Annotated in this window: 20 protein-coding genes; 12 read left to right on the top strand and 8 right to left on the bottom strand. The window is 65.8% G+C overall.

Going from position 1 to position 18722, the window contains the following annotated elements; translation table 11 throughout:
* Position 1: 1 nt before the first annotated feature.
* Positions 2 to 238, bottom strand: a complete 237-nt coding sequence (locus ACIG5A_RS25965; RefSeq protein WP_397244400.1) for a hypothetical protein — start codon at positions 236 to 238, stop codon at positions 2 to 4.
* Between the two features lie 427 nt (positions 239 to 665).
* Here ACIG5A_RS25965 and ACIG5A_RS25960 point away from each other — a divergent pair, with 427 nt between their 5' ends.
* Positions 666 to 1685: a phosphotransferase gene (locus tag ACIG5A_RS25960; RefSeq protein ID WP_397244398.1), complete on the top strand. Its 1020-nt coding sequence runs from the start codon at positions 666 to 668 to the stop codon at positions 1683 to 1685.
* Between the two features lie 163 nt (positions 1686 to 1848).
* Here ACIG5A_RS25960 and ACIG5A_RS25955 read toward each other — a convergent pair whose 3' ends face one another.
* On the bottom strand, positions 1849 to 3474 hold the full coding sequence (locus tag ACIG5A_RS25955) for an alpha/beta fold hydrolase (RefSeq protein ID WP_397244396.1): 1626 nt from the start codon (positions 3472 to 3474) through the stop codon (positions 1849 to 1851).
* Positions 3475 to 3827: 353 nt separating this feature from the next.
* On the opposite strand from ACIG5A_RS25955, the gene ACIG5A_RS25950 reads away from it, so the two are divergent.
* Positions 3828 to 4328 carry a hypothetical protein gene (locus ACIG5A_RS25950; protein ID WP_397244394.1) on the top strand — a complete coding sequence of 167 codons (501 nt, stop codon included), beginning with the start codon at positions 3828 to 3830 and terminating at the stop codon, positions 4326 to 4328.
* A 45-nt stretch (positions 4329 to 4373) separates the two neighbouring features.
* Here the strand turns inward: ACIG5A_RS25950 and rph are convergent, their stop codons facing one another.
* Entirely contained in the window at positions 4374 to 6986 is a 2613-nt protein-coding gene (rph, locus tag ACIG5A_RS25945; protein ID WP_397244392.1) for a rifamycin-inactivating phosphotransferase, read from the bottom strand.
* Between the two features lie 316 nt (positions 6987 to 7302).
* Between rph and ACIG5A_RS25940 the strand changes: the two genes are divergently transcribed.
* Positions 7303 to 7557 carry a hypothetical protein gene (locus ACIG5A_RS25940; protein WP_397244390.1) on the top strand — a complete coding sequence of 85 codons (255 nt, stop codon included), beginning with the start codon at positions 7303 to 7305 and terminating at the stop codon, positions 7555 to 7557.
* Between the two features lie 25 nt (positions 7558 to 7582).
* On the opposite strand, the gene ACIG5A_RS25935 is transcribed toward ACIG5A_RS25940, so the two are convergent.
* The 4 genes from ACIG5A_RS25935 to ACIG5A_RS25920 all read right to left on the bottom strand — a co-directional run bounded on the left by ACIG5A_RS25935 (position 7583) and on the right by ACIG5A_RS25920 (position 11094).
* Positions 7583 to 8320 (bottom strand): hypothetical protein, encoded by a 738-nt coding sequence (locus ACIG5A_RS25935; RefSeq protein ID WP_397244388.1) that lies wholly within the window; start codon positions 8318 to 8320, stop codon positions 7583 to 7585.
* Between the two features lie 49 nt (positions 8321 to 8369).
* Positions 8370 to 9107: a leucyl/phenylalanyl-tRNA--protein transferase gene (aat, locus tag ACIG5A_RS25930; protein ID WP_397244386.1), complete on the bottom strand. Its 738-nt coding sequence runs from the start codon at positions 9105 to 9107 to the stop codon at positions 8370 to 8372.
* A 225-nt stretch (positions 9108 to 9332) separates the two neighbouring features.
* Entirely contained in the window at positions 9333 to 10247 is a 915-nt protein-coding gene (locus ACIG5A_RS25925) for an aminoglycoside phosphotransferase family protein (protein WP_397244384.1), read from the bottom strand.
* Between the two features lie 106 nt (positions 10248 to 10353).
* Positions 10354 to 11094: a hypothetical protein gene (locus tag ACIG5A_RS25920; protein ID WP_397244382.1), complete on the bottom strand. Its 741-nt coding sequence runs from the start codon at positions 11092 to 11094 to the stop codon at positions 10354 to 10356.
* A gap of 414 nt (positions 11095 to 11508) precedes the next feature.
* Between ACIG5A_RS25920 and ACIG5A_RS25915 the strand changes: the two genes are divergently transcribed.
* Together ACIG5A_RS25915 and ACIG5A_RS25910 are read left to right on the top strand one after the other, a co-directional pair.
* Complete coding sequence (locus tag ACIG5A_RS25915; RefSeq protein ID WP_397244380.1) at positions 11509 to 11667, top strand: hypothetical protein; 159 nt, start codon at positions 11509 to 11511, stop codon at positions 11665 to 11667.
* 164 nt (positions 11668 to 11831) lie between these two features.
* Positions 11832 to 12425, top strand: coding sequence for an HD domain-containing protein (locus ACIG5A_RS25910; protein ID WP_397244378.1), 594 nt, complete (start codon positions 11832 to 11834; stop codon positions 12423 to 12425).
* 7 nt (positions 12426 to 12432) lie between these two features.
* On the opposite strand, the gene ACIG5A_RS25905 is transcribed toward ACIG5A_RS25910, so the two are convergent.
* Positions 12433 to 12915 carry an NUDIX domain-containing protein gene (locus ACIG5A_RS25905; RefSeq protein WP_397244376.1) on the bottom strand — a complete coding sequence of 161 codons (483 nt, stop codon included), beginning with the start codon at positions 12913 to 12915 and terminating at the stop codon, positions 12433 to 12435.
* Positions 12916 to 12998: 83 nt separating this feature from the next.
* On the opposite strand from ACIG5A_RS25905, the gene ACIG5A_RS25900 reads away from it, so the two are divergent.
* From ACIG5A_RS25900 to ACIG5A_RS25870, 7 genes are all read left to right on the top strand, one after another.
* Complete coding sequence (locus tag ACIG5A_RS25900; RefSeq protein ID WP_397244374.1) at positions 12999 to 13523, top strand: SET domain-containing protein; 525 nt, start codon at positions 12999 to 13001, stop codon at positions 13521 to 13523.
* Positions 13524 to 13610: 87 nt separating this feature from the next.
* On the top strand, positions 13611 to 14294 hold the full coding sequence (locus tag ACIG5A_RS25895; RefSeq protein WP_397245898.1) for an AAA family ATPase: 684 nt from the start codon (positions 13611 to 13613) through the stop codon (positions 14292 to 14294).
* Positions 14295 to 14339: 45 nt separating this feature from the next.
* The gene (locus ACIG5A_RS25890; protein WP_397244372.1) at positions 14340 to 14690 is read left to right on the top strand and encodes a DoxX family protein; all 351 of its coding nucleotides are present in this window, start codon (positions 14340 to 14342) and stop codon (positions 14688 to 14690) included.
* Positions 14691 to 14724: 34 nt separating this feature from the next.
* Positions 14725 to 15498, top strand: coding sequence for a class I SAM-dependent methyltransferase (locus tag ACIG5A_RS25885; protein ID WP_397245896.1), 774 nt, complete (start codon positions 14725 to 14727; stop codon positions 15496 to 15498).
* A 154-nt stretch (positions 15499 to 15652) separates the two neighbouring features.
* Positions 15653 to 16690: a methyltransferase gene (locus ACIG5A_RS25880; protein ID WP_397244370.1), complete on the top strand. Its 1038-nt coding sequence runs from the start codon at positions 15653 to 15655 to the stop codon at positions 16688 to 16690.
* Position 16691: 1 nt separating this feature from the next.
* Positions 16692 to 17450, top strand: a complete 759-nt coding sequence (locus ACIG5A_RS25875) for a glucose 1-dehydrogenase (protein ID WP_397244368.1) — start codon at positions 16692 to 16694, stop codon at positions 17448 to 17450.
* A gap of 9 nt (positions 17451 to 17459) precedes the next feature.
* Positions 17460 to 18710 carry a beta-ketoacyl-[acyl-carrier-protein] synthase family protein gene (locus ACIG5A_RS25870; protein WP_397244366.1) on the top strand — a complete coding sequence of 417 codons (1251 nt, stop codon included), beginning with the start codon at positions 17460 to 17462 and terminating at the stop codon, positions 18708 to 18710.
* Positions 18711 to 18722: the final 12 nt, after the last annotated feature.

The raw sequence follows: 18722 nt of genomic DNA, 5'->3' as shown, positions 1-18722 counted from the left end.
TTCAGTGGACGCGGACACGACCACCGGTGAAATAGGCGGCCGCGTGATCGATGGCCGATGGTGGTTGGTCGAGGATGCGGGTGGCGGTTCGGAGGCCGGTGGCGCCGTGCAGGCGCTTGCTCATCATGCGCTGTACATCGGGATGGTCGAGTCCGACGACGCATGGAGTGTGCGCGTCTACGCCGGGGAGTAGGTCGACCACCAGTAGCTCCTGCCCACGCCATCGATGTAATCGCAAGCCCTGCACCGTAGGACACCGAGTTCACGCCACAGCGTGCGCAGCCTGCGTAGGCGTCGCTGTCTACGCAGCCCGTCGTAAGCGAAAATGCCGCCCGGGACGCATTGCATCAGGCCGATCGGTCCCCCAAGCCACGTCATGAACACCCCGAGCGAAATGATCACCGCCGCTGCCGCCATATCGGTGCAGACAGTGATGACGCCGATCCTGAGCGTCCGGTCTCGCGCTCGGCGCACGGCGACAGTATCGACCCCAACTACGAACTCCCCCACGGTTTCCACGGGAGCCACCCTACGGACCCGGACGCGGCGCTATCCATCGCACGGGTCGCCACAGGGGGAAGGGGTAGCGCCGGTGAATCTTTCGTCAGATCTCAGGGCACCGGCGGTCGCCCACCAGGGGCGGAAACGCGTGGCAGGATCGGCGCATGTGGTTGCGACCCCCGTTCGGGGACACGCTCAGAGCCGAACTCGGTGCGCCCCGACAGGTCCGCGGGCTGGGCAGCAGCCCGCGATCACGGGTGTGGCGAGCCGAGCTCTCCGGCACACCCGTGGTGATCAAACAGCTCGTCGGTTCGGGAGCCGCCGAGGGGTACGCACGGGAAGTAGCCGCGCTGCGACTCGCGTCGAAAGCCGTCGTGCCCGTGGTCCCGATGCTTCTGGGCACCGACCCCGGTGCGCGGATGCTGGTGCTGGAATACCTGGAGCACCAAGAGCCACACGAGAACTGGATGGTCGACTACGCGACGGCGCTGGCCCGGCTCCATGCCACGGGCATCGACGCGGTAGGCGATCTGCCGCCCTGGTCAGGTCCGACAAGCCAGGACATCGACTCATTCCTCACCTTGGCCGAAGCGTTCGATGTAGCGATTCCGCCGGGCGTGCGCACCGAACTGGATGACCTCCTCGACCGCTCGGCCCGGACTGCGAACTCCGCTCTGCTACACGGTGATCCCTGTCCCGGCAACGACATGCACACCCGCACCGGTGTGCGGTTCATCGACTTCGAGCAGGCCGCACTCGGCAACGGGCTGGTGGAGCTCGCCTACCTCCGCATCGGCTTCCCGACCTGCTGGTGTGCCACCGCTCCCACTGCGGCACAACTGGACTCGGCAGAGCGCGCCTATCGCACGGCGTGGCACGACGCGACCGGCACCGCGGTCGAGGGCGACCTCACCGACGCCTGCACCGGCTGGCTCCTGCGCGGCGACGCCCTGGTCGAGCGAGCCCACCGCCGAACCATCGACCACCTGGCCGAAGTCCCGCACCGGGATTGGACATGGGGCACCGCCACCGCCCGCCAGCGACTACTGCACCGCCTCGGCGTCACCGCCCGAATGACCGCCGAAAACAACAAAATGCCAGAGCTACAACGACTCGTCACATCCATGCGCGAAAGCATGCTCACCCGCTGGCCCGAACTCCCGCCGCTCCCCGCACACAGATAAGAGGGGTTCGGCCAGCCCTTGTCACTGCGCACGATCAATCACCACCGACGGCACTCACCATGCCGTCGATGAGATCCAGCTTTCCCTGGCTGCTGCCGAACTTGTCCACCTGAGCCGATCCGGCAAGCCACAGCACTGTTTTGGGCAACGAGACACAGTGGCTTCAGGTGGTGGGCAGGTCGGCGGTGAACGGTTCGCCGTCGATCGTGCCGGTGACCGCGACCTGATCGCATGCGCGGAAGGCAGACCAGGTCATCGTGATTCGCTGCCCGGTCGACAATGTGAGCTCCGCGGTGGCCGTGCCGTCCTGGCCGGGTAGCCGGATCTGGCCGGACACCGCGACATCGCGGACATAACGAACATCGTCGAGCACTATCCGGTGGCCGTCGTCGTCGAAGCCGACCGATCCGCCGCGTAAACCGCTCTGTCGCTTAAGGTCAGCGAGGTAGCGGGTGTTCGGGTTGCGGCGCGACAGCGCGTCGACCGCGGTCGCGAAGGCCACCGCGAGGCCGGGAATCGGCGTGCGCGGCAGGTCGGCAGCGCTGATCGGGAACCGGCCGAGCGCCCGGTAATTCTCGGCGGTGCACCCGGACGTCGGTGAGCGGCCTGGATCCGCGAAGAACGCACGCACCTCGCCACGCAGGCACTCACCGTAGGGTCCGGACGGGTACACCGACCCTGAATGGTTGCCGAACGGCACCACGATCGCGACGCCGCGCGGAAATTTCGCCGCCACCTCGACCGCATTCCGCGACATGTCGAGATCGAGGCCGCCGCCGATGGTCAGCACCGGCACATCCGGGTAGGTCTGCGCGATCGGCGGCGCGTCACGCGGCGTCGGCCACGGCAGGCAGTGATCGTCTACACCGCCGTCGCCACCGGTAGCTTCCCCGATCGTGAACGGTGGCTGGGGATGTGTCCGCCGGAACTCCTGGAGCTGCCGGGCTCGTACCTCGGCCACGGCGTCGCGGTCGTAGGGGAACGCGAAATCGTTGCAGGCGTAGGCCAAGAACGCGGTGAGTTCCCGGTAGATCGTGTTCGGATCACCACCCTGTGTGTCGATCGTGGCGGCCAGCCGCCGCAGCGGCGCCGGGTCACGGGCGAGGTATGCGCCGACGGCGGCGTTGAGCTCGCGGCCGACCGTCGGTTCGGCGGGTCTCGACACCAGGATGTCGAGCGTTGCCAGCGATACTTCGGGGTCGGGATCGGCTCGCAGCAACTCGACCAGTTCCGTCAGCCGACCGTTCTCACTGCCGGGAAGGGTTGCGCAGGAATGGGATTCGCGACAGGTCACCGACAACAACCGCAGCTCGGCGCGCATCTTGTCGTAGGTGGTGAGGCCCATCAGATAGCCACGCCGGTCCGCGGCCGCCACACTGTCCAGAACCGCCGCCGCGACATGGTCCGGATATCTGGTCACGTACGCCTGCGCCTCGAACGCACCATAGGACGTGCCGTACACCGACAGCTTGCCCACCCCCAGCGCGGCGCGCACGGCATCCAGATCCGCTATCCGCTGGTCGATGGTGAAATACCGCACCCGAGGCCCGATTCGGTTCGCACAGTCCGAGATCGTGCCGGGCCTGTGCACGTCGATGTCGTCGCAGCGCCACGGCGCGGCCGCACCGAAACCACGACGCTCCACCAGGAGCAGATCGTGGTCGGCGAGGATCGCGCCCAGCGCCTGCTGAAATGATTGCTCGGACTCCAGATTCGACGCCGGACCACCGTCGAGTCCCGCGATCACCCCCGCCGATGCCTTGGCCGGGTCGCTGTGCGGAATCCACACGAACGGTATCGAAATAAGTTCCGCCTCCGGATCGTTCGAGTTCAACGGAACCCGAATCTCACCTGCGCAGCGCGACGTCGAGTCGACACAGGGAGTGGGCGACCGTCCGGGAGGGACCTCGCAAGCCGTACCGGCACTTGCGAACAACCCCAGCGCAAGTGCCGTCGCGAGCATGCGTCGCCCGGGCTGCACGCCATCAGTGTGCTCCCGCCGGCCTTCGCTGCCATCGGCAGCGTTTCATCGCGGCGCGCGATGTGCCTTGCCATCGGAGCCCCTAAACTTCCACTCGAACAGGCGCATTGATACATGCGCTCGGCGTAAGGCACTTGGGGGGCTGCATGGCGATGGAATGGGTGGCGATTGTCGGAACGTTGAGCGGTGCCGTTGTGGGTGCTGGCGCCACTCTGCTCACCGACTCGATTAGGGCGCGCCGGGAAAAGTCTCAGCGCTTCAGCGATACACAGCGCCAGATCTACGTGAAGTACCTGACGGCGGTGGTGCAGACGGATACGGCCGTACAGGCGCTGGCGCTCCGCGGACCGACGCCGCTCAGCCGCGAAGACGCCACCGCCGCTTTCCGATCACACGCGTTGGTCGCGGCACTGCACGAGTTGGAGTTGGTGGCGTCCAAGGCCGTTCGCGAGGACGGGCAGGCGGTATACGGGAAGCTCAGAGACATCCGGGAAGCTCTGACCACAGCCACCATGGTCGTAGGAAGGTCGCCTGCGGGATCCGCTGAGTGGCACGCGGTTCATCAGCCGTTCCTCGACGCGCTCGAACGATTGCGCAACACGATGCGCCGCGACCTGAACCCTGGCGAGAACACCACGGACGACACCCCATCCGGTTCCTGACGAGACAGCAGACCCACGAGAGTCGCGTGGGAGATGCCCGGCGCCCTAAAGGATTTCGACGTATCCGTCCGTGCCGTCGACTCGGATCCGCTGACCGTCGCGGATCAGGGTGGTGGCGTGCTCCACGCCGACGACGGCGGGCAGGCCGTATTCGCGGGCGATCACCGCGCCGTGGGTCATCAGGCCGCCGACTTCGGTCACCAGACCTGCGATGGCGACGAACAGCGGGGTCCAGCTCGGATCGGTGTAGGCGGTGACCAGGATGTCGCCCGGCTCGAGATCGGCCTCGCCGATGTCGGAGACGACGCGAGCGCGACCTTCGATCGTGCCCGCGGATACCGCCATGCCGGGCAGTGCGTCCGCCGGCAGATCCGAGCGCTGATATCGGCCGCCGAGCGCCTGACCGCCGGAGGTGAGCACCCGCGGCGCGGTGAGCGCCTGATACGAGCGGAACGCCGCCTTGCGCTCGGCGATGAGCTCCGCACTCGCACGTTGCGTGCGCACCACCTCGCGGAGCTCGTCGAATCGCAGGTAGAAGATGTCGTCGGGCTCGTCCAGGATCCCGGCCCGCACAAGGCGTTCCGCCTCATCGAGCATGGCCTGCTTGTAGCTGAAGTAGCGGCTGACCATGCCGTACTTCGGATACTCCCGATAGCCGGAGAACGTGCGCACCCGGTCGATCATGTGCGCGGTCTCTTCAGCCTTCGCCGCCCCGCCCGGCAGAGCACGCAGGCGTTCGAGGACTTCCGCCCGCTTCCGCTCGGCGTCGCGCAAGCCGTTCTCGAAGCGCTGTTTGCCCGCGCCCGGCCCGAAGTTCGCGATATTGCCGAGGATCGTCGGCACCAGTGTGGCGGGGTCCTCGCTCCACCGCGGCCTGGTGATGTCGATCTCGCCCGCACAGCGCATGCCGTACCGGTCGAGAAAGCCTTCGATCGCGGCCCGTGCCTCGCTGCCACCCGGATATTCGGCCAGCCCGTCCAGGAATTCGTTGCGCGTCAACCTCTCTCGCTCGATACGCCGCAGGTAGGCAACCACTTCCGGATGGGGGCGCAGCACATCGGCGACGTCGAGTAGCGCCAGGCCCATCTCCGAGGTGACGTTCCCTGGCACCGATTGGGTGAGCGCATCGGCGGAGTTCTTCTCGCCCAGCCATTCTCGCAGGTGATCGTTGAGCCACGCCGACGCGTTCATCGCGGTCGTGATCACCTGCAGACTTCGCGGCGTGAACAGGACCCGTTGCAGCTCTTGGATATCGGCCTGGATGAAATCGAGCAGCGCCGTTCCGGACAGGGTCCGGATGTCTCGTTTCAAGGCGGCGAGGGAGGCTTCGCTGTCCGCGATCAACTCGGTGACGATCGCGGGATCGGCGTCGAGCGGCGCGGCGGCGGACGCGGCGAGCGCGGCCGGTGCGCTGACGGAATCCTCTTCCGGGACCGGGGCGATGAAGTCGCCGCGATCGAGCACGGTCCGCAGCGCGTCCCCCATCAGGGGATCGGAGGTGCCGAGCCCCTCGACCACGGCGGTGCGGGTTTTCGGCGACGACAGCATCTCGGTGACGTCCACGAACAGCCGGCCGCCCGCCGCACGCATGGGCGCCCGGCTCGTGAGCTGCCACAGCGAGATCCCCAGCGGCTTCATCGCATCGGTCATCATCTGCTGATGGCCGACCGAGACGTAGACGCGATTCCGCCCGTCGGCGGCGACGGGAATCGGGAACAGCGTGGTGATCGGCCTGCTCTGCACGATGCGGAGATCCTCGCCGTCGAGACACCATTCGATGTCCTGCGGGCTGCCGAAATGTGCCTCGATGCGGCGGCCGAGCCGGGCGAGCCGGAGCACTTCGGCATCGGAAAGCACCGGCTCGTCACGTCGCGCCACGGCGATCTCCCGCGTCCGGGTCCCGCCCGCCGGCGCCGGTTCGACGAGGAGCTTCTTGGTGGCGATCGTCCTGCCGGTAATGCTGCCGTCGCGCACTCGGTAGACGTCGGCGTTCACCAGGCCGGAGACCAGAGCCTCGCCCAGGCCGAAGCCCGCATCGATGGAGACGACCGTCCGGTCGGAGGTGACGGGGTCGGCGGTGACCAGAATGCCAGCGGCGCGCGGGAACACCATCCGCTGCACGACCACCGCCATCCGAATCATCTTCTGGCCGAATCCATTTCGCAGCCGATAGGTGACCGCACGCTCGGTGAACAGCGAGCCCCAGCACCGGCTGACGTGTTCGAGGATCGCCGCCGGTCCCACGACGTTCAAATAGGTGTCCTGCTGGCCGGCAAAGGAGGCGGTGGGCAGATCCTCCGCGGTCGCACTGGACCGGACCGCGTAGGCGCCGTCCGCGCCGAGCCGGGCGTGCGCGCCGACGATCGCGGCCGCCACCTCTTCGGGAATGGCGAGTTCCTCTACCGCGCACCGGATCTCGGCGCTCAGCACACCGATCGCCCCCTGATCGTCCGGTTCGAGGCGCGACAGCTCGTCGAGCCGGGCCTCGATCGACGGCCCGCCCGCTACGGTCCGCGCGAACGCCTCCGTCGTCACGCAGAACCCGTCCGGCACCTCGACACCGTCGACGCGTGACAGCTCGCCGAGGTTCGCGCCCTTGCCGCCGACCATCGCGACCTGCGTCCGGTCGATCTCCCCGAAGCTCAGCACATAGGCCATCCGCTACTCCTCACCTGGTGGTTTCGGCGTTCCGCGAGCGATTATGGACCACGAATCGCCGGCTCATGAGGCTCTGGAATCGTGTATAGAGTGGAAGGTGAGGGGGATCGATCGACAAGTATGGCCACTCGGTGGGGCCGCGGCCGCGCGGTTCGCCTGGGCCGGGTCGCGGTCGCGGTGGCGGCGCTGTGGGTATCCCGCTGTCCGGAATTCATCGACTGCACCAGTGGCAGGATCGTCCGGTCGAGTCGGTGCGGATCGCCGGTGCGGTGACGGTGGCCGGGTTCGAGCGTGTCGCCGTGTTCGGGCGAGCTACATGCAATTCATCTACGGCGGCGGCGACTGGGCGCGGTTCACCACCGGCGCGTCGAAATCGGTACCGGCGCAGGCATGTCTATGGCTGACCCGGCTTGCCGCCGGGCTCACGTGCCACTATCTCGGCGAGCGCGCGGTCGTGCGCGGCCGGAATATCGTGTGGCCCTTCGTGATCGCCGTGATCGTGTACGAGATCGGACTGGATGTGACCATCGAGGTCGCACTACACGGAGTGGATGCGGCCTACCGGTCGTAGGTTCCGGACCGCGCACTAGGCGATATCACAGGACGTTCTGTCCCCCAGGGTTTTTCGCCCCACCGTCGAGTCCCGGATCGGACGGAGGCCGATTGTTGCGGGGAGGGGAGATCGGCTCTGAGCGGTTGCCGAACAAGTAGTCTCGGAAGGCCCGCAGATATTCGTCCAGTTCCTGTTGATCGTCGAACCACGCATTGGTCGGGTCGTACCATTCGCCCGGGGTCGGGCGGCGCGCGATCACGCAGTCGAGTGCTTCGCGCAGCATGGCCGCATAGCTCGGATCCTTGGCCAAGCAGGCGCGCTCCATCCAGACCATGTCTTCCCACTTCCGAACACCGAACTTGGGATTGTGCATGTACACCAGCGGCAACAACAATCGTTTGATATGCGGGATTTCGTCCCACCAAGTGGGGGACGTACCTGTGACGGGAGTCGGATAGCCGGAGCGTTCGATCGTTCGGTCGACACCCCGGGGGCGCCACATCGGCCCGGTCCACAGATTCCTGGGCGGATACCAAACACCTCGCCACACCGGGACTCCGAGAGTAGGAGGGTTCACCGGGAGTTTCTCGGCCAGTGAGATGTCGACCGTGATGCGGCGTACGGGAGGCAACGCCGTGCCGGGTTCGACCAGATCCGCCACCATCGACAAGCAATCCCGCTCGTCGAATCCGGTCACACCAACGCCTTGGATCAGCTCCGGCCAGGACAACGGTTCGTCCCCTAGATCGAATTCGATCCAGAACCGCCGCACCGTAGGCATGTGCCCTTCCCTTCCATGGACCGTGACAACTTGTCGCTTCGGTGATTGTTCACGCCGGTAAGTGGTTGGGAGAGTTGGGGACCGGAATGTCGAACTGCCAGGGGCCGGAGAGACCGGGGCGGTCGGCGGCCTTGGTATGCCGGTGCAGGTAGTCCGCACGGGGGACGTCGATGGCACCGAGGGAGGTGAGATGGCCGGAGGTGACCTGGCAGTCGATGAGGGCGAAATCCCAGGCGGCCAGTTGGGCGCAGAGCCAATACAGCGCGACCTTGGAGGTGTCACGGGCGCGGGAGAACATGGACTCACCGGCGAAGGAGCGGCCGCATGCGACGCCGTACAGGCCGCCGACAAGGTCGCCGTCGCGCCATACCTCGACCGAGTGCGCATGACCGAGGTGGTGCAACCGCAGGTAGGCCGCCAGCATGTCGGCGCCGATCCAGGTTCCGGCCTCCTTGGCACGCGGCCCGGCACAGTTCGACATGACATCGGCGAAGGCACGATCCATGGTCACCGCGTAGTCGGCATTGCCGACAGATCGGCGATAGGACCTGGTCACCCGCAGGTCGGTCGGCACCAGAATGCTCCGCGGGTCCGGGCAGTACCAGTGGATCGTTTCGCCGGGGTTGTACCAGGGAAAGATGCCCGCGGAATAGGCGTCCAGCAGTCGCTCCGGCGACAGATCCCCGCCGAAAGCGACCAGTCCAGACGGATCGGCCAGCTCGACAGGGGGGAAAGGCTGATCTGGATCGACCAGATACATCCGCATCAGGTCGGTAGCGTCGGTCACCGGACAGACACTACCGATCCGAGCGAACAGCCTCAGAGGCTGCGACAACGGCGGTGCTCATGTCGGCTAGGTCCGCGACGGTGTGAGCGCGATCCTGCCGAACACTTCGCCCGCCGCCATTTTCTGGTGGGCCGAAAGCGCCTGTTCCAAATGAGAAGGCGCATCCGCGAACCTATGGTGGCGAGGAACGGATCTGCGCCGCGCTGGTTTCTGCCACCGAGATCGTCAATGGGGCGTTGCGGTGAGGCGTCGCAATGCGGCGTGGCCGGGTGGCCCCCAAGTCGGCTTGCCGCCCGGACGGCCGTGTACGCCGGCGTCTCCGATGAGGATGCCGCTGAAGGCGCGCAGCACCGCCCATCCGCGAGCGCGCCGAAGGGTCGCCGCATCCGGAGTCGGCTGGTAGCTGTCATGGCAGCGTTCGACGGCGTTGTCCGGCAACAGAATCCACGCGGCAGCGAGGTCGGAGGCCGGATCGCCCGCGAAGAGGTCACCGAAGTCGATCACTCCACAGATCGTGCCGTCAGCGGTCAGGACGTTCGCCGGATGCAGATCACCGTGCAGCCATAGCGCCGGACCACCCCAATCAGGCGCAGCCACAGCATCTTCCCACACCGCGCGAACGGCGTCCGGATCGGAGATCAGACCCATCTCGGTGAGCGAGGCAAGCTGCTCGGCGAACCCGTCGGAGTATTCGGCCAGTCGACCTCCCCGGGCCCGGCCGGTAGGCGCTTGTTCAGGTGCGGGACAGTGCAGTGCGGTCAGGAAGGCGGCCAGGGTGTCAGCCGCCTCCGCGGCGCACGTGACGGGCGCGCGGTCAGCAGGTGTGCCCGGCACCCAGGTGGTAACAATCCACGGCCTCGGAAACCGCTCGGACGGCTCACCCAACCGCTGCGGCACCGGAATCGGCAGTGGAAGCCGCGGCGCGAGAGCAGGCACCCAGGCGTGCTCCTTACGCAACAACTCGTCCGCGGACTCCGTCGCCCACGGCAACCGAACCGCGAGATCCTCACCGAGCCGCCACAACTGATTATCCCAACCACGCGCCCCGAGCCGCACAGGATAGTCCGCCAGATCAGGATGCTGCTCACGCAACAGATCCCGCACCAGCTCCGCAGTAACCTCGATCCCGTTGTGCGCCATAGAGATCCACGGTAAGCCAGGTTTCGCCGTTCTAGTCAGGCAGGCCGGTTCGAGGCCGCACACGGTGTAGACAATAATCACTCACCGATCATGCAGACCGCGAGCGTCAATTCGGCGGCCCAGTCAACCCGAACGCCATACGGTCAAGAGCCCGAACTCCCGGCATCCACCTATAATTCTCCACGAAGGGGTCCAGAAACTCATGCGGAACCAACCAATCTCGACAATTAAAGGCAATGATGTCAAGAATACCGTAGGTTCCCCATAGATATAGGTCCACTTCTTCGCGCCACACGCGAAATGCGTCACCATCCGGTGCTCGGATGGCCATAATTCCACTATTCCGCTCCCCCCAACATCCCCACAGTCCAGACCTTCCCGTGATCGCAACCACGTTCGAGAGGTCTCCGACCATCCAAATACCCTCGGCGTCCGGGGTCGGCTCGGTGATCGCATCGGCGAAATCGTCGGTGGAGGATGTGACATCGATCGAGAACGCCGGATACACATCCCAGGATGCGGGAATGTTCACACTCCCATGGGCGGGGTCCACTACGAGGAAGTCGACACTGGTATCTCCGAACATCTCCGCCAAACGACTGAGAGCGAGCCAGAAACCTGAACTTATACCAACTTCGTATTCGATGAATACGGTCCTCACTCCCGAAAGTCGATACACATCTTCGGGAAACCTGCGGTCCAGGTAAAAAAATGACGCCATCCTATTGCGAATAGCCTCATAGTCGCCCGGATCGGTCAGTAAACGACGACTTTTCATGAGCACGCCTCCAATCCGATGGCATCCCAGATTCTCGCTCGCGAACGAATCAACCGTATGGGTGAGCACAGTATTCTCACCTCACGGGCGGGTGCTATCCGAAATATACCGGACTGTGTTCGTGGCCGGTCCGCGGCAGTTCCCAAGGCATTCCACCGGCAGGATTTGGCCAACCGGAGCATCGGACCACGCCGCCGAAGCGGCGCAGCCAAGGTGAGCGGCCCGACCAACATGCCGGATCACAGAAGGTGGTCTAAGGGGATCGCCCATGGCCCGAAAGGTTCGCTGCGAGGGAGATTTCGTCGGCCCGGACGAGAAGCGGGCATCCCACCGGGCAAGAATCAGAGGGTGCACAAAGACACGCTTCCGGATGAGTGGACTATCGACGAGGTGCGCCAGCGAGCGCGGGACAGCACTGTGGAGTTGTTGGACCCCGGTACCCCCGTATTCCTGGCTCCATTCGGACGTGACAAGGAAAACCCCTTGGACGTCGACCTGATCATCGGCTTCACCGGCCTGTGCCTCGCACGCTGCGTCGATGACGGCGAGTGGTACATGGGCGACCGGGGCGAGCCAGGGGAACCCATCTTCTGCTGGTCCAGCTACGGCGCGGATCTCGGCGCCGCGATCGACGGCCTGTAGGACAGTTCCCCAGCGTCAGATTCAACTGGCAACCGACAGTGAAGCGTTCGTGGAGATCCGGGACATCCACAGGTGGCTTCGATGACGATCTGCGACAGCGATCTGCAATCAGAACTCGACGCTCGGAGCCGCGAATCCGATCTCGCTCCGGTTACCGTGACCGAATGACCTCACGCGTGCTGGAGCATGCATTGACCGATCGATCCGAAACGCCACTGCGACTACTGCCCGACCGTGCCGCGGCGATCATTCGGGCACTGGATGCTCCACCGCGGCTCGCCGCGCACCTGCGTGCGGTTCACGACGTGGCCTGCCAGCTGGTCGATTGGCTGACAAAGAATTACGGCACAGTGCGATTCGACGCCGACTCCGTCCTGTTCGGTGCCGCCATCCACGACATCGGGAAGGTCCGCCACCCCGCCGAACTGTCCGGTCCTGGCTCAGCGCACGAACCCGACGGGTACAAGCTTCTACTCGACCACGGTGTGCCCGAAAACGCCGCCCGCTTCGCCCGCACCCACGCCGCATGGAACGAACCCACGATCGACATCGAAGACCTACTGGTCAGCCTCGCCGACAAGATCTGGAAGGCCAAACGAGTTCCCGAACTCGAACAACTCATCGTGCGACGGTTGGCGACGGCCAGCGGCCAACAACCGTGGCAGGTCTTCATGACACTCGACGAAGAACTCGACAGGATCGCGTCCGACGCCGACCAGCGGTTGGCCTTCCAATCCGCTTACCCCATCACGACATAGCGTGGCGTCACGCCATCGCGAAGCCGTCCTCCAGATAGGCAGTCCCGCCTCCGGCACGAGCCTTCAGTGCCGCGGCCACTCGTCGAGCCATCACATCCGGTAGTCGCTCGGCAGCGTCGGTCTCATCGCACCAAGCCCAACTTCGAAGCTCGTCGGTTTGAAGGACGATCGCGGCTGTGTGAGCAGCACCCAGCCCGCCGCCATCGAAGATCAGCATCAGCCCATCATCGGGATACAGACCCGGCGGAACCCAGTCGACGACCAACAGCCGTCCCAGAGGCACGCTGAGACCAAGCTCTTCCCCGATCTCCCTGACAGCGGCGGCCCCTGGCGACTCACCAGCCTCCACCACACCACCCGGCAGTTCCCAATAGTCCTTGTACGCCGGTTCGACCAACAACGCACGACCGAACTCATCGACGAACAACGCCCCAGCCCCCATCCGCTTGCGAGGCAAACTGGCAATATGTTCGGCTCGTTCGAACTCCATGGGACACAACACTATCCAGTTCCTCCAGTAGAGTGCGCGTGCTATGCGGTCGCGTCGCCGAACCGCACGGGCACGATGGCAGGATGGTCGAATCCTGGATCACTCCGAAGGCAGCCAAGGGTGTGGACAGCACCATCGCCGGCCGAGGCCTTATCGCCCTCGCACCGATCACCGCGGGTGATACCGTCGCGGTCAAAGGCGGCCACATCGTCACCACCGATGACCTGCACCAGCTGTCAGAATCGCTGCAGAACTCGGAGATTCAGATCGACGACAACCTGCACCTCGTCGCACGGACCGACGACGAGTACGAACGCGTGATGCTGTTCATCAACCACTCCTGCGAGCCCAACGTCGGGTTCGCGGGGAACATTCTGCTCGTCGCGATGCGCGACATCCGCGAGGGCGAGGAGCTGACAACGGATTACGCGCTGTTCGACGACTACGACGGTTCGATGGATTGCTCCTGCGGACGTCCGACCTGCCGCCAGGCGATCGACGGACACGACTGGCAGCGGCACGATCTGCAGGCCAAATATCACGGCTACTTCTCCGAGTACCTCGCCCGCCGCATCGCCTCGTCTTCGCCCGCACAACGGCGCGTCTAGCGGCTCGAAGGGTCCGGTCAGCGCGAACACTCCGTCTGCTGTGCTGGACTGGGTACCGTGCAGGTCGAGCAAGAGTTCCCTCCGGGGATGTTCCCCCAGTCAGTACTAGCTGCGCTGGACGCTGTCGCAAAGACATTGACCAGTACTGGGGTGATCGTGATGTGCGGCTTCCCGGCGTCAGGGAAGTCGACAGCAGCGGCTTGGATCGCATCACAAGTCGGGGCGAGCGTGCTGGACAAGGACCGGTACGCGCCTCGCCTCGAGCAGGACGTCATGCGCAGGCTCACGGGCGATCCGCACGATCGAGACAGCGATCTGTATCGGTCGGTGATATCACCGGGAATCTACGACGGGCTGATCCGCACCGGGTTGGGGATCGCGGGTCGGCATCGCGTCGTCCTCGATGCCCCGTTTCTCTCGGTGATCCGTCAGGCCGCCGTTGCTGGCCGATCGTTGGCGCACCATATGCGTGCCGTCGCACATGCTCCAGATTCGCTTGTGGTGCAGGCGATCTGGATGGATAGCCCGACGTCTCGGATCAGGGAACGGATGATCGCGCGCGGCGCCGCCGTTCAGGCCGTCGCTTTGGTGCGCGACCACCTCGGCGAACCCCTCCCGCACCTGCACGACTGCATGGATCTGCTCGTCGTGCGTGCCGACGAGCTCGGCCACCACCTCCCAGGCCGACCTGGCCCCCTTCACCTTCGTGCTGAAGCGCTGAGCTCCGCCGGAAACCGCCGCTCGAAGAGACGGCCGTGGCAGTGCGGGTGACCTACAGTGGGTTGAGTTGTCCGCGATGGCATTCGAGGAGACGTCGTGTTCATCGCCACTGTCGCTATTTCGGTCTTGCTCGCCGGTTTTCTGTGTATGTCCGCGTTCTTGAAGGTCACTCGTAATCAGATGATCGTCGAGTCCTATACCAAACTCGGTGTGCCCGATAGCTGGCTCAACCCGCTCGCGGCGGTGCTGCTGGCCGGGGCGGGCGGGCTGGTCGCCGGGTTGTGGTGGGCGCCGATCGGGATCGCGGCGGCGGTGGGGCTCGTCGTTTATTTCGCCGCGGCTACCGGATTCCATGTCAAAGGCAGGGAATGGTCGAATATCGCGGCGCCGATCGTGGTGCTGCTGCTCGCGGCGGTGGCGCTGGTGCTACGCATCACCTCGATGTGAGGTGGCCGTGTTCGATCGGCATGACATCGGCTCGATGCCGCGCGGCGGCCCCCACGCCTCGCGGCTGAATCGACTGTTCCATACCGACCGGCTCGAGTACACCGATCGCTCTGACGTGCCGGACGAGGTCAAGCAGCGCGTGATCGCGGCACTGGACCGCGGCGGTGCGCGAATGGGAATCCATGCGCGCAGTGCGCGGCTGGTGCTGGCATTGATCGAGGGCATCGACCGTCCGCGCATCATGGAGATCGGCGCCGGTCATGGGCGTTTATCCGAGCAGATCCTGGCGCGGCACCCGACGGCGCGGCTCACCGTGACCGACCTCGATCCGGTCTCGGTGGACCGGATCGCCGCCGGGCCGCTCGGCCGCGATCCGCGGGCCCGGACCGAAGTTGTCGACGCCACCGCGATCGATGCCGCCGATCAGAGTTACGACCTGATCGTCTTCGTCGACGGTTTCCACCATCTACCACCGGAATTGGCGTGCCGAGCCATCGCGGAAGCCACCCGCGTCGGCCGCAAATTCCTGATCGTCGACGCCGAACGCCCACCGACGGTGGCGCTGCTGCTCGGCTTTCCGCTGATGGTGCTGATGATGGTGACGCTGGCCCTGCGCTTCGCGCCACCATCGGCGATGCCCGCGATCGTGCACGACGCCGTCATCAGTCTGCTGCGCTCCTACAGCCGATCGGCCTTCGTCGCACTCGGACAGGCCGCACACCCGGGAATGACTATCGAATTCCCGCATGGTGCAACGGTATTCGAGTTTCTGCTGCCCGTAGTCTACGGGCGTCCCCCGGCCGTCTAGCCTTCGCCGATAGTCGCGCTCGGCCGCTGCCCCCGCACGCCCGGATCGATCTGAAGCGCGTCTGCGCTCGACTGAGTTCGGCTCGAGCCGTGGGTGACTCCGGCTGGAGACCCGGTCGTCAGGATTGCGGTAATCGACCGCGAAAGGCAAAGACATGACGAGCATCTCGGCACTCCAGTCCGATATCTCTCGCATCAAAGAGGTTGCCTGGGGCCTGGTTTCGACGGCGGCGCTGGTAACGGCTGTCGACCTCGGCATCGCCCGGGCGTTGGCAGCGGGGCCCCGCTCCGCGACGGCTCTGGCCAGGGACCTCGATGCGGACCCCGTCGCGCTGGCGCAATTGCTGGATGCGCTTGTCGCGCGCGAGATCTTCGACAGGGACGACAGCGGCGACTACCGCAACAATCCCCTGTCGAATCTGCTGCGCGAGGACGACCCCAACAGCGTGACCTACCTGGTTCGCTGGATCGGCCATCCGATTTTCTGGCGCTTGTGGCCGCATCTGCCCGGAGCGGTCAAGGAGGGCAAAGCGCAATCCGCCGCGGTGCTCGGCAGCGACTTCTTCCGCTATATCCACACACAGGAACCCGAGGCGGTGTCGGTGTTCACCGCGGCGATGACCCAGGCGAGCAATCACACCGCCGATGCGGTGGTCCAGGCACTCGGTCTGTCCGGAACGGAAACGGTGGCCGATATCGGCGGCGGGCAGGGACGGCTGCTGCGCACGATACTGGACACCCATCCGGCCGTCCGCGGATATCTATTGGATCTGGATGGCGTTGTCGCCCAAGCCCTTCCGGAGCTTCGCGCGGGCGGAGCGCTGGCCGATCGGGCCACCGTCCTCGCCGGGGACTGCCGTGCGGACATCCCTGTCCGAGCCGACGTCTACGTCCTCAAGAACATCCTGGAGTGGGATGACGACAGCACCCGCAGGACACTCGAGAACGTGCGGCGCAACGCCCGCCCCGGCGCGCGCGTCCTGGTGGTGGAAACCCTCACCGATCACACACCCGAACCGGTCGTCACCTCAGCGCTCGACCTGCTGCTGTTGCTGAATGTGGCTGGGCGCAAACATAGTTCGCACCATGTGATCGAACTCTTCGAACAGGCGGGCATCACCTTCGCCGAGGTTCGGCCCACCGGAACCTTCCTCGCGCTGGTCGAGGGCATCGTGCCGGAAGGCGGTCGCTGACATGGGGATCCGACTGGACGATCGGGTGGCGCTGATCACCGGCGCCGCATCCGGAATAGGCGCCGCGGCCGCCGTCGCGATCGCCGCGGCCGGCGCACGGGTGGTCCTCGCCGACCTGCAGGACTGCGCCGACGTCGAGCGCGCGGTGAAAGATGCCGGCGGTGAGTCGATTACGGTGCGCGCCGATGTTTCCCGCACCGCGGACGCGCAGGCCATGGTCGAACGCGCGGTAGAGCAGTTCGGACGGCTCGACTGCGCGTTCAACAACGCGGGCGTGGAGGGGATGGCCGAACGCGAGATCCACGAGGCCGACGAGCAGGCGTGGGACCACGCGCTCGCCGTCAACCTCAAGGGTGTCTGGCTGAGTATGAAATACGAGATACCCGCGATGCTGCGCGCCGGTGGCGGCGCGATCGTCAACGGCGCCTCGGTCGCCGCCATGGTGGCCTTCGACAAGAACGGCTCCTATGTCGCCAGCAAGCACGCGGTGATCGGGTTGACCAAGACCGCGGCGCTGGAGTACGCCGAACACGGGGTCCGGGTCAACGCCGTCTGCCCCGGCGTCGTGCGCACTCCGTTCCTCGAGCGCTTCACCGGCGGCGTTCCCGAGGTGGAGGCGCGGTATACGGCGATCGTGCCGATGGGCCGGATGGCCACGCCGGAGGAGATCGCGAAGGCGGTGCTGTGGCTGCTGTCGCCGGAGTCGTCCTATGTGACCGGTCACGGCCTGGTGATCGACGGCGGCCTGGTGGCTCGGTAGGAGACCGCGGTGCGACGACGTGTGGTGATCACCGGCATGGGAGTCATGGCGCCGGGCGGCGTCGGGGTCGACGAGTTCTGGAAGCTGCTGGGCGACGGACGCACCGCGACCAGGCGGATCTCACTGTTCGATCCGGCGCCCTTCCGCTCCCAGGTTGCCGCCGAGATCGATTTCTTCCCTGCCGAACACGGTCTCTCGGCGAGCGATGCGTCCCGGCTCGATCGCGCGACCCAGTTGGTGCTGGCGGCGGTCCGCGAAGCCGTCGCATACGGACCGGCGTTCGACGGGTACCGCACCGGCGTCACGATCGGCACGGCGGTCGGCGCGACGATGGGCTTGGAGCGGGAGTACCGGGTCGTCAGCACGGAGGGCCGGGACTGGCTGGTCGACCACCGGATGGCGGTCGGTCATCTCTACGACTACTTCGTTCCCAGTTCGATCGCGGCGGAGGTCGCCTGCCGGGTGGGCGCCATGGGACCGGTCACGGTGGTCTCGACCGGATGCACCTCCGGTATCGACGCGGTCGGGCACGCCGCCGAACTCATCAGGGAGGGCACGGCCGACGTCATGATCGCAGGCGCGACGGACGCGCCGATTTCGCCGATCACCGCGGCATGTTTCGATGCCATCAAAGCGACGACACCGCGCAACGACGATCCCGAACACGCCTCCCGGCCGTTCGACCGCACCCGCAACGGATTCGTGCTCGGCGAGGGGGCCGCCGTCTTCGTCCTGGAGGACTATGACGCCGCCAGGGCGCGCGGCGCCGACATCATGGCCGAGATCGCCGGTTACGGGACGCGCTGCAATGCGTTTCATATGACCGGTCTGCGCCCGGACGGGCGGGAAATGGCGGAGGCGATCCGCGCGGCACTGGACCAGGCGCGGGTCGATGCGCACGATATCGACTACATCAACGCGCACGGCTCCGGAACCAAGCAGAACGACCTGCACGAAACCAATGCGGTCAAGCGCGCTTTCGGCGCGCGTGCGCATCGGATTCCGATGAGCTCGATCAAGTCGATGGTCGGTCACTCGCTCGGCGCCATCGGGTCGATCGAGGTCGCGGCATGTGTGCTCGCGATCGGCGACAACGTGATCCCGCCGACCGCGAATCTGCATGAGCCGGACCCGGATTGCGATCTCGACTATGTGCCGGTGACCGCGCGCGAGTGGCCGACCGACACCGTGCTGACCATCGGCAGCGGCTTCGGTGGCTTCCAGTCCGCCATGGTGCTGTCCCAACCGGACAGGCCCTAGCTCGTGGGTGCG

The organism is Nocardia sp. NPDC052566, from assembly GCF_044547285.1.
In the GTDB taxonomy this organism is placed as follows: domain Bacteria; phylum Actinomycetota; class Actinomycetes; order Mycobacteriales; family Mycobacteriaceae; genus Nocardia.
This window is presented reverse-complemented; position numbering and strand designations above follow the sequence as displayed.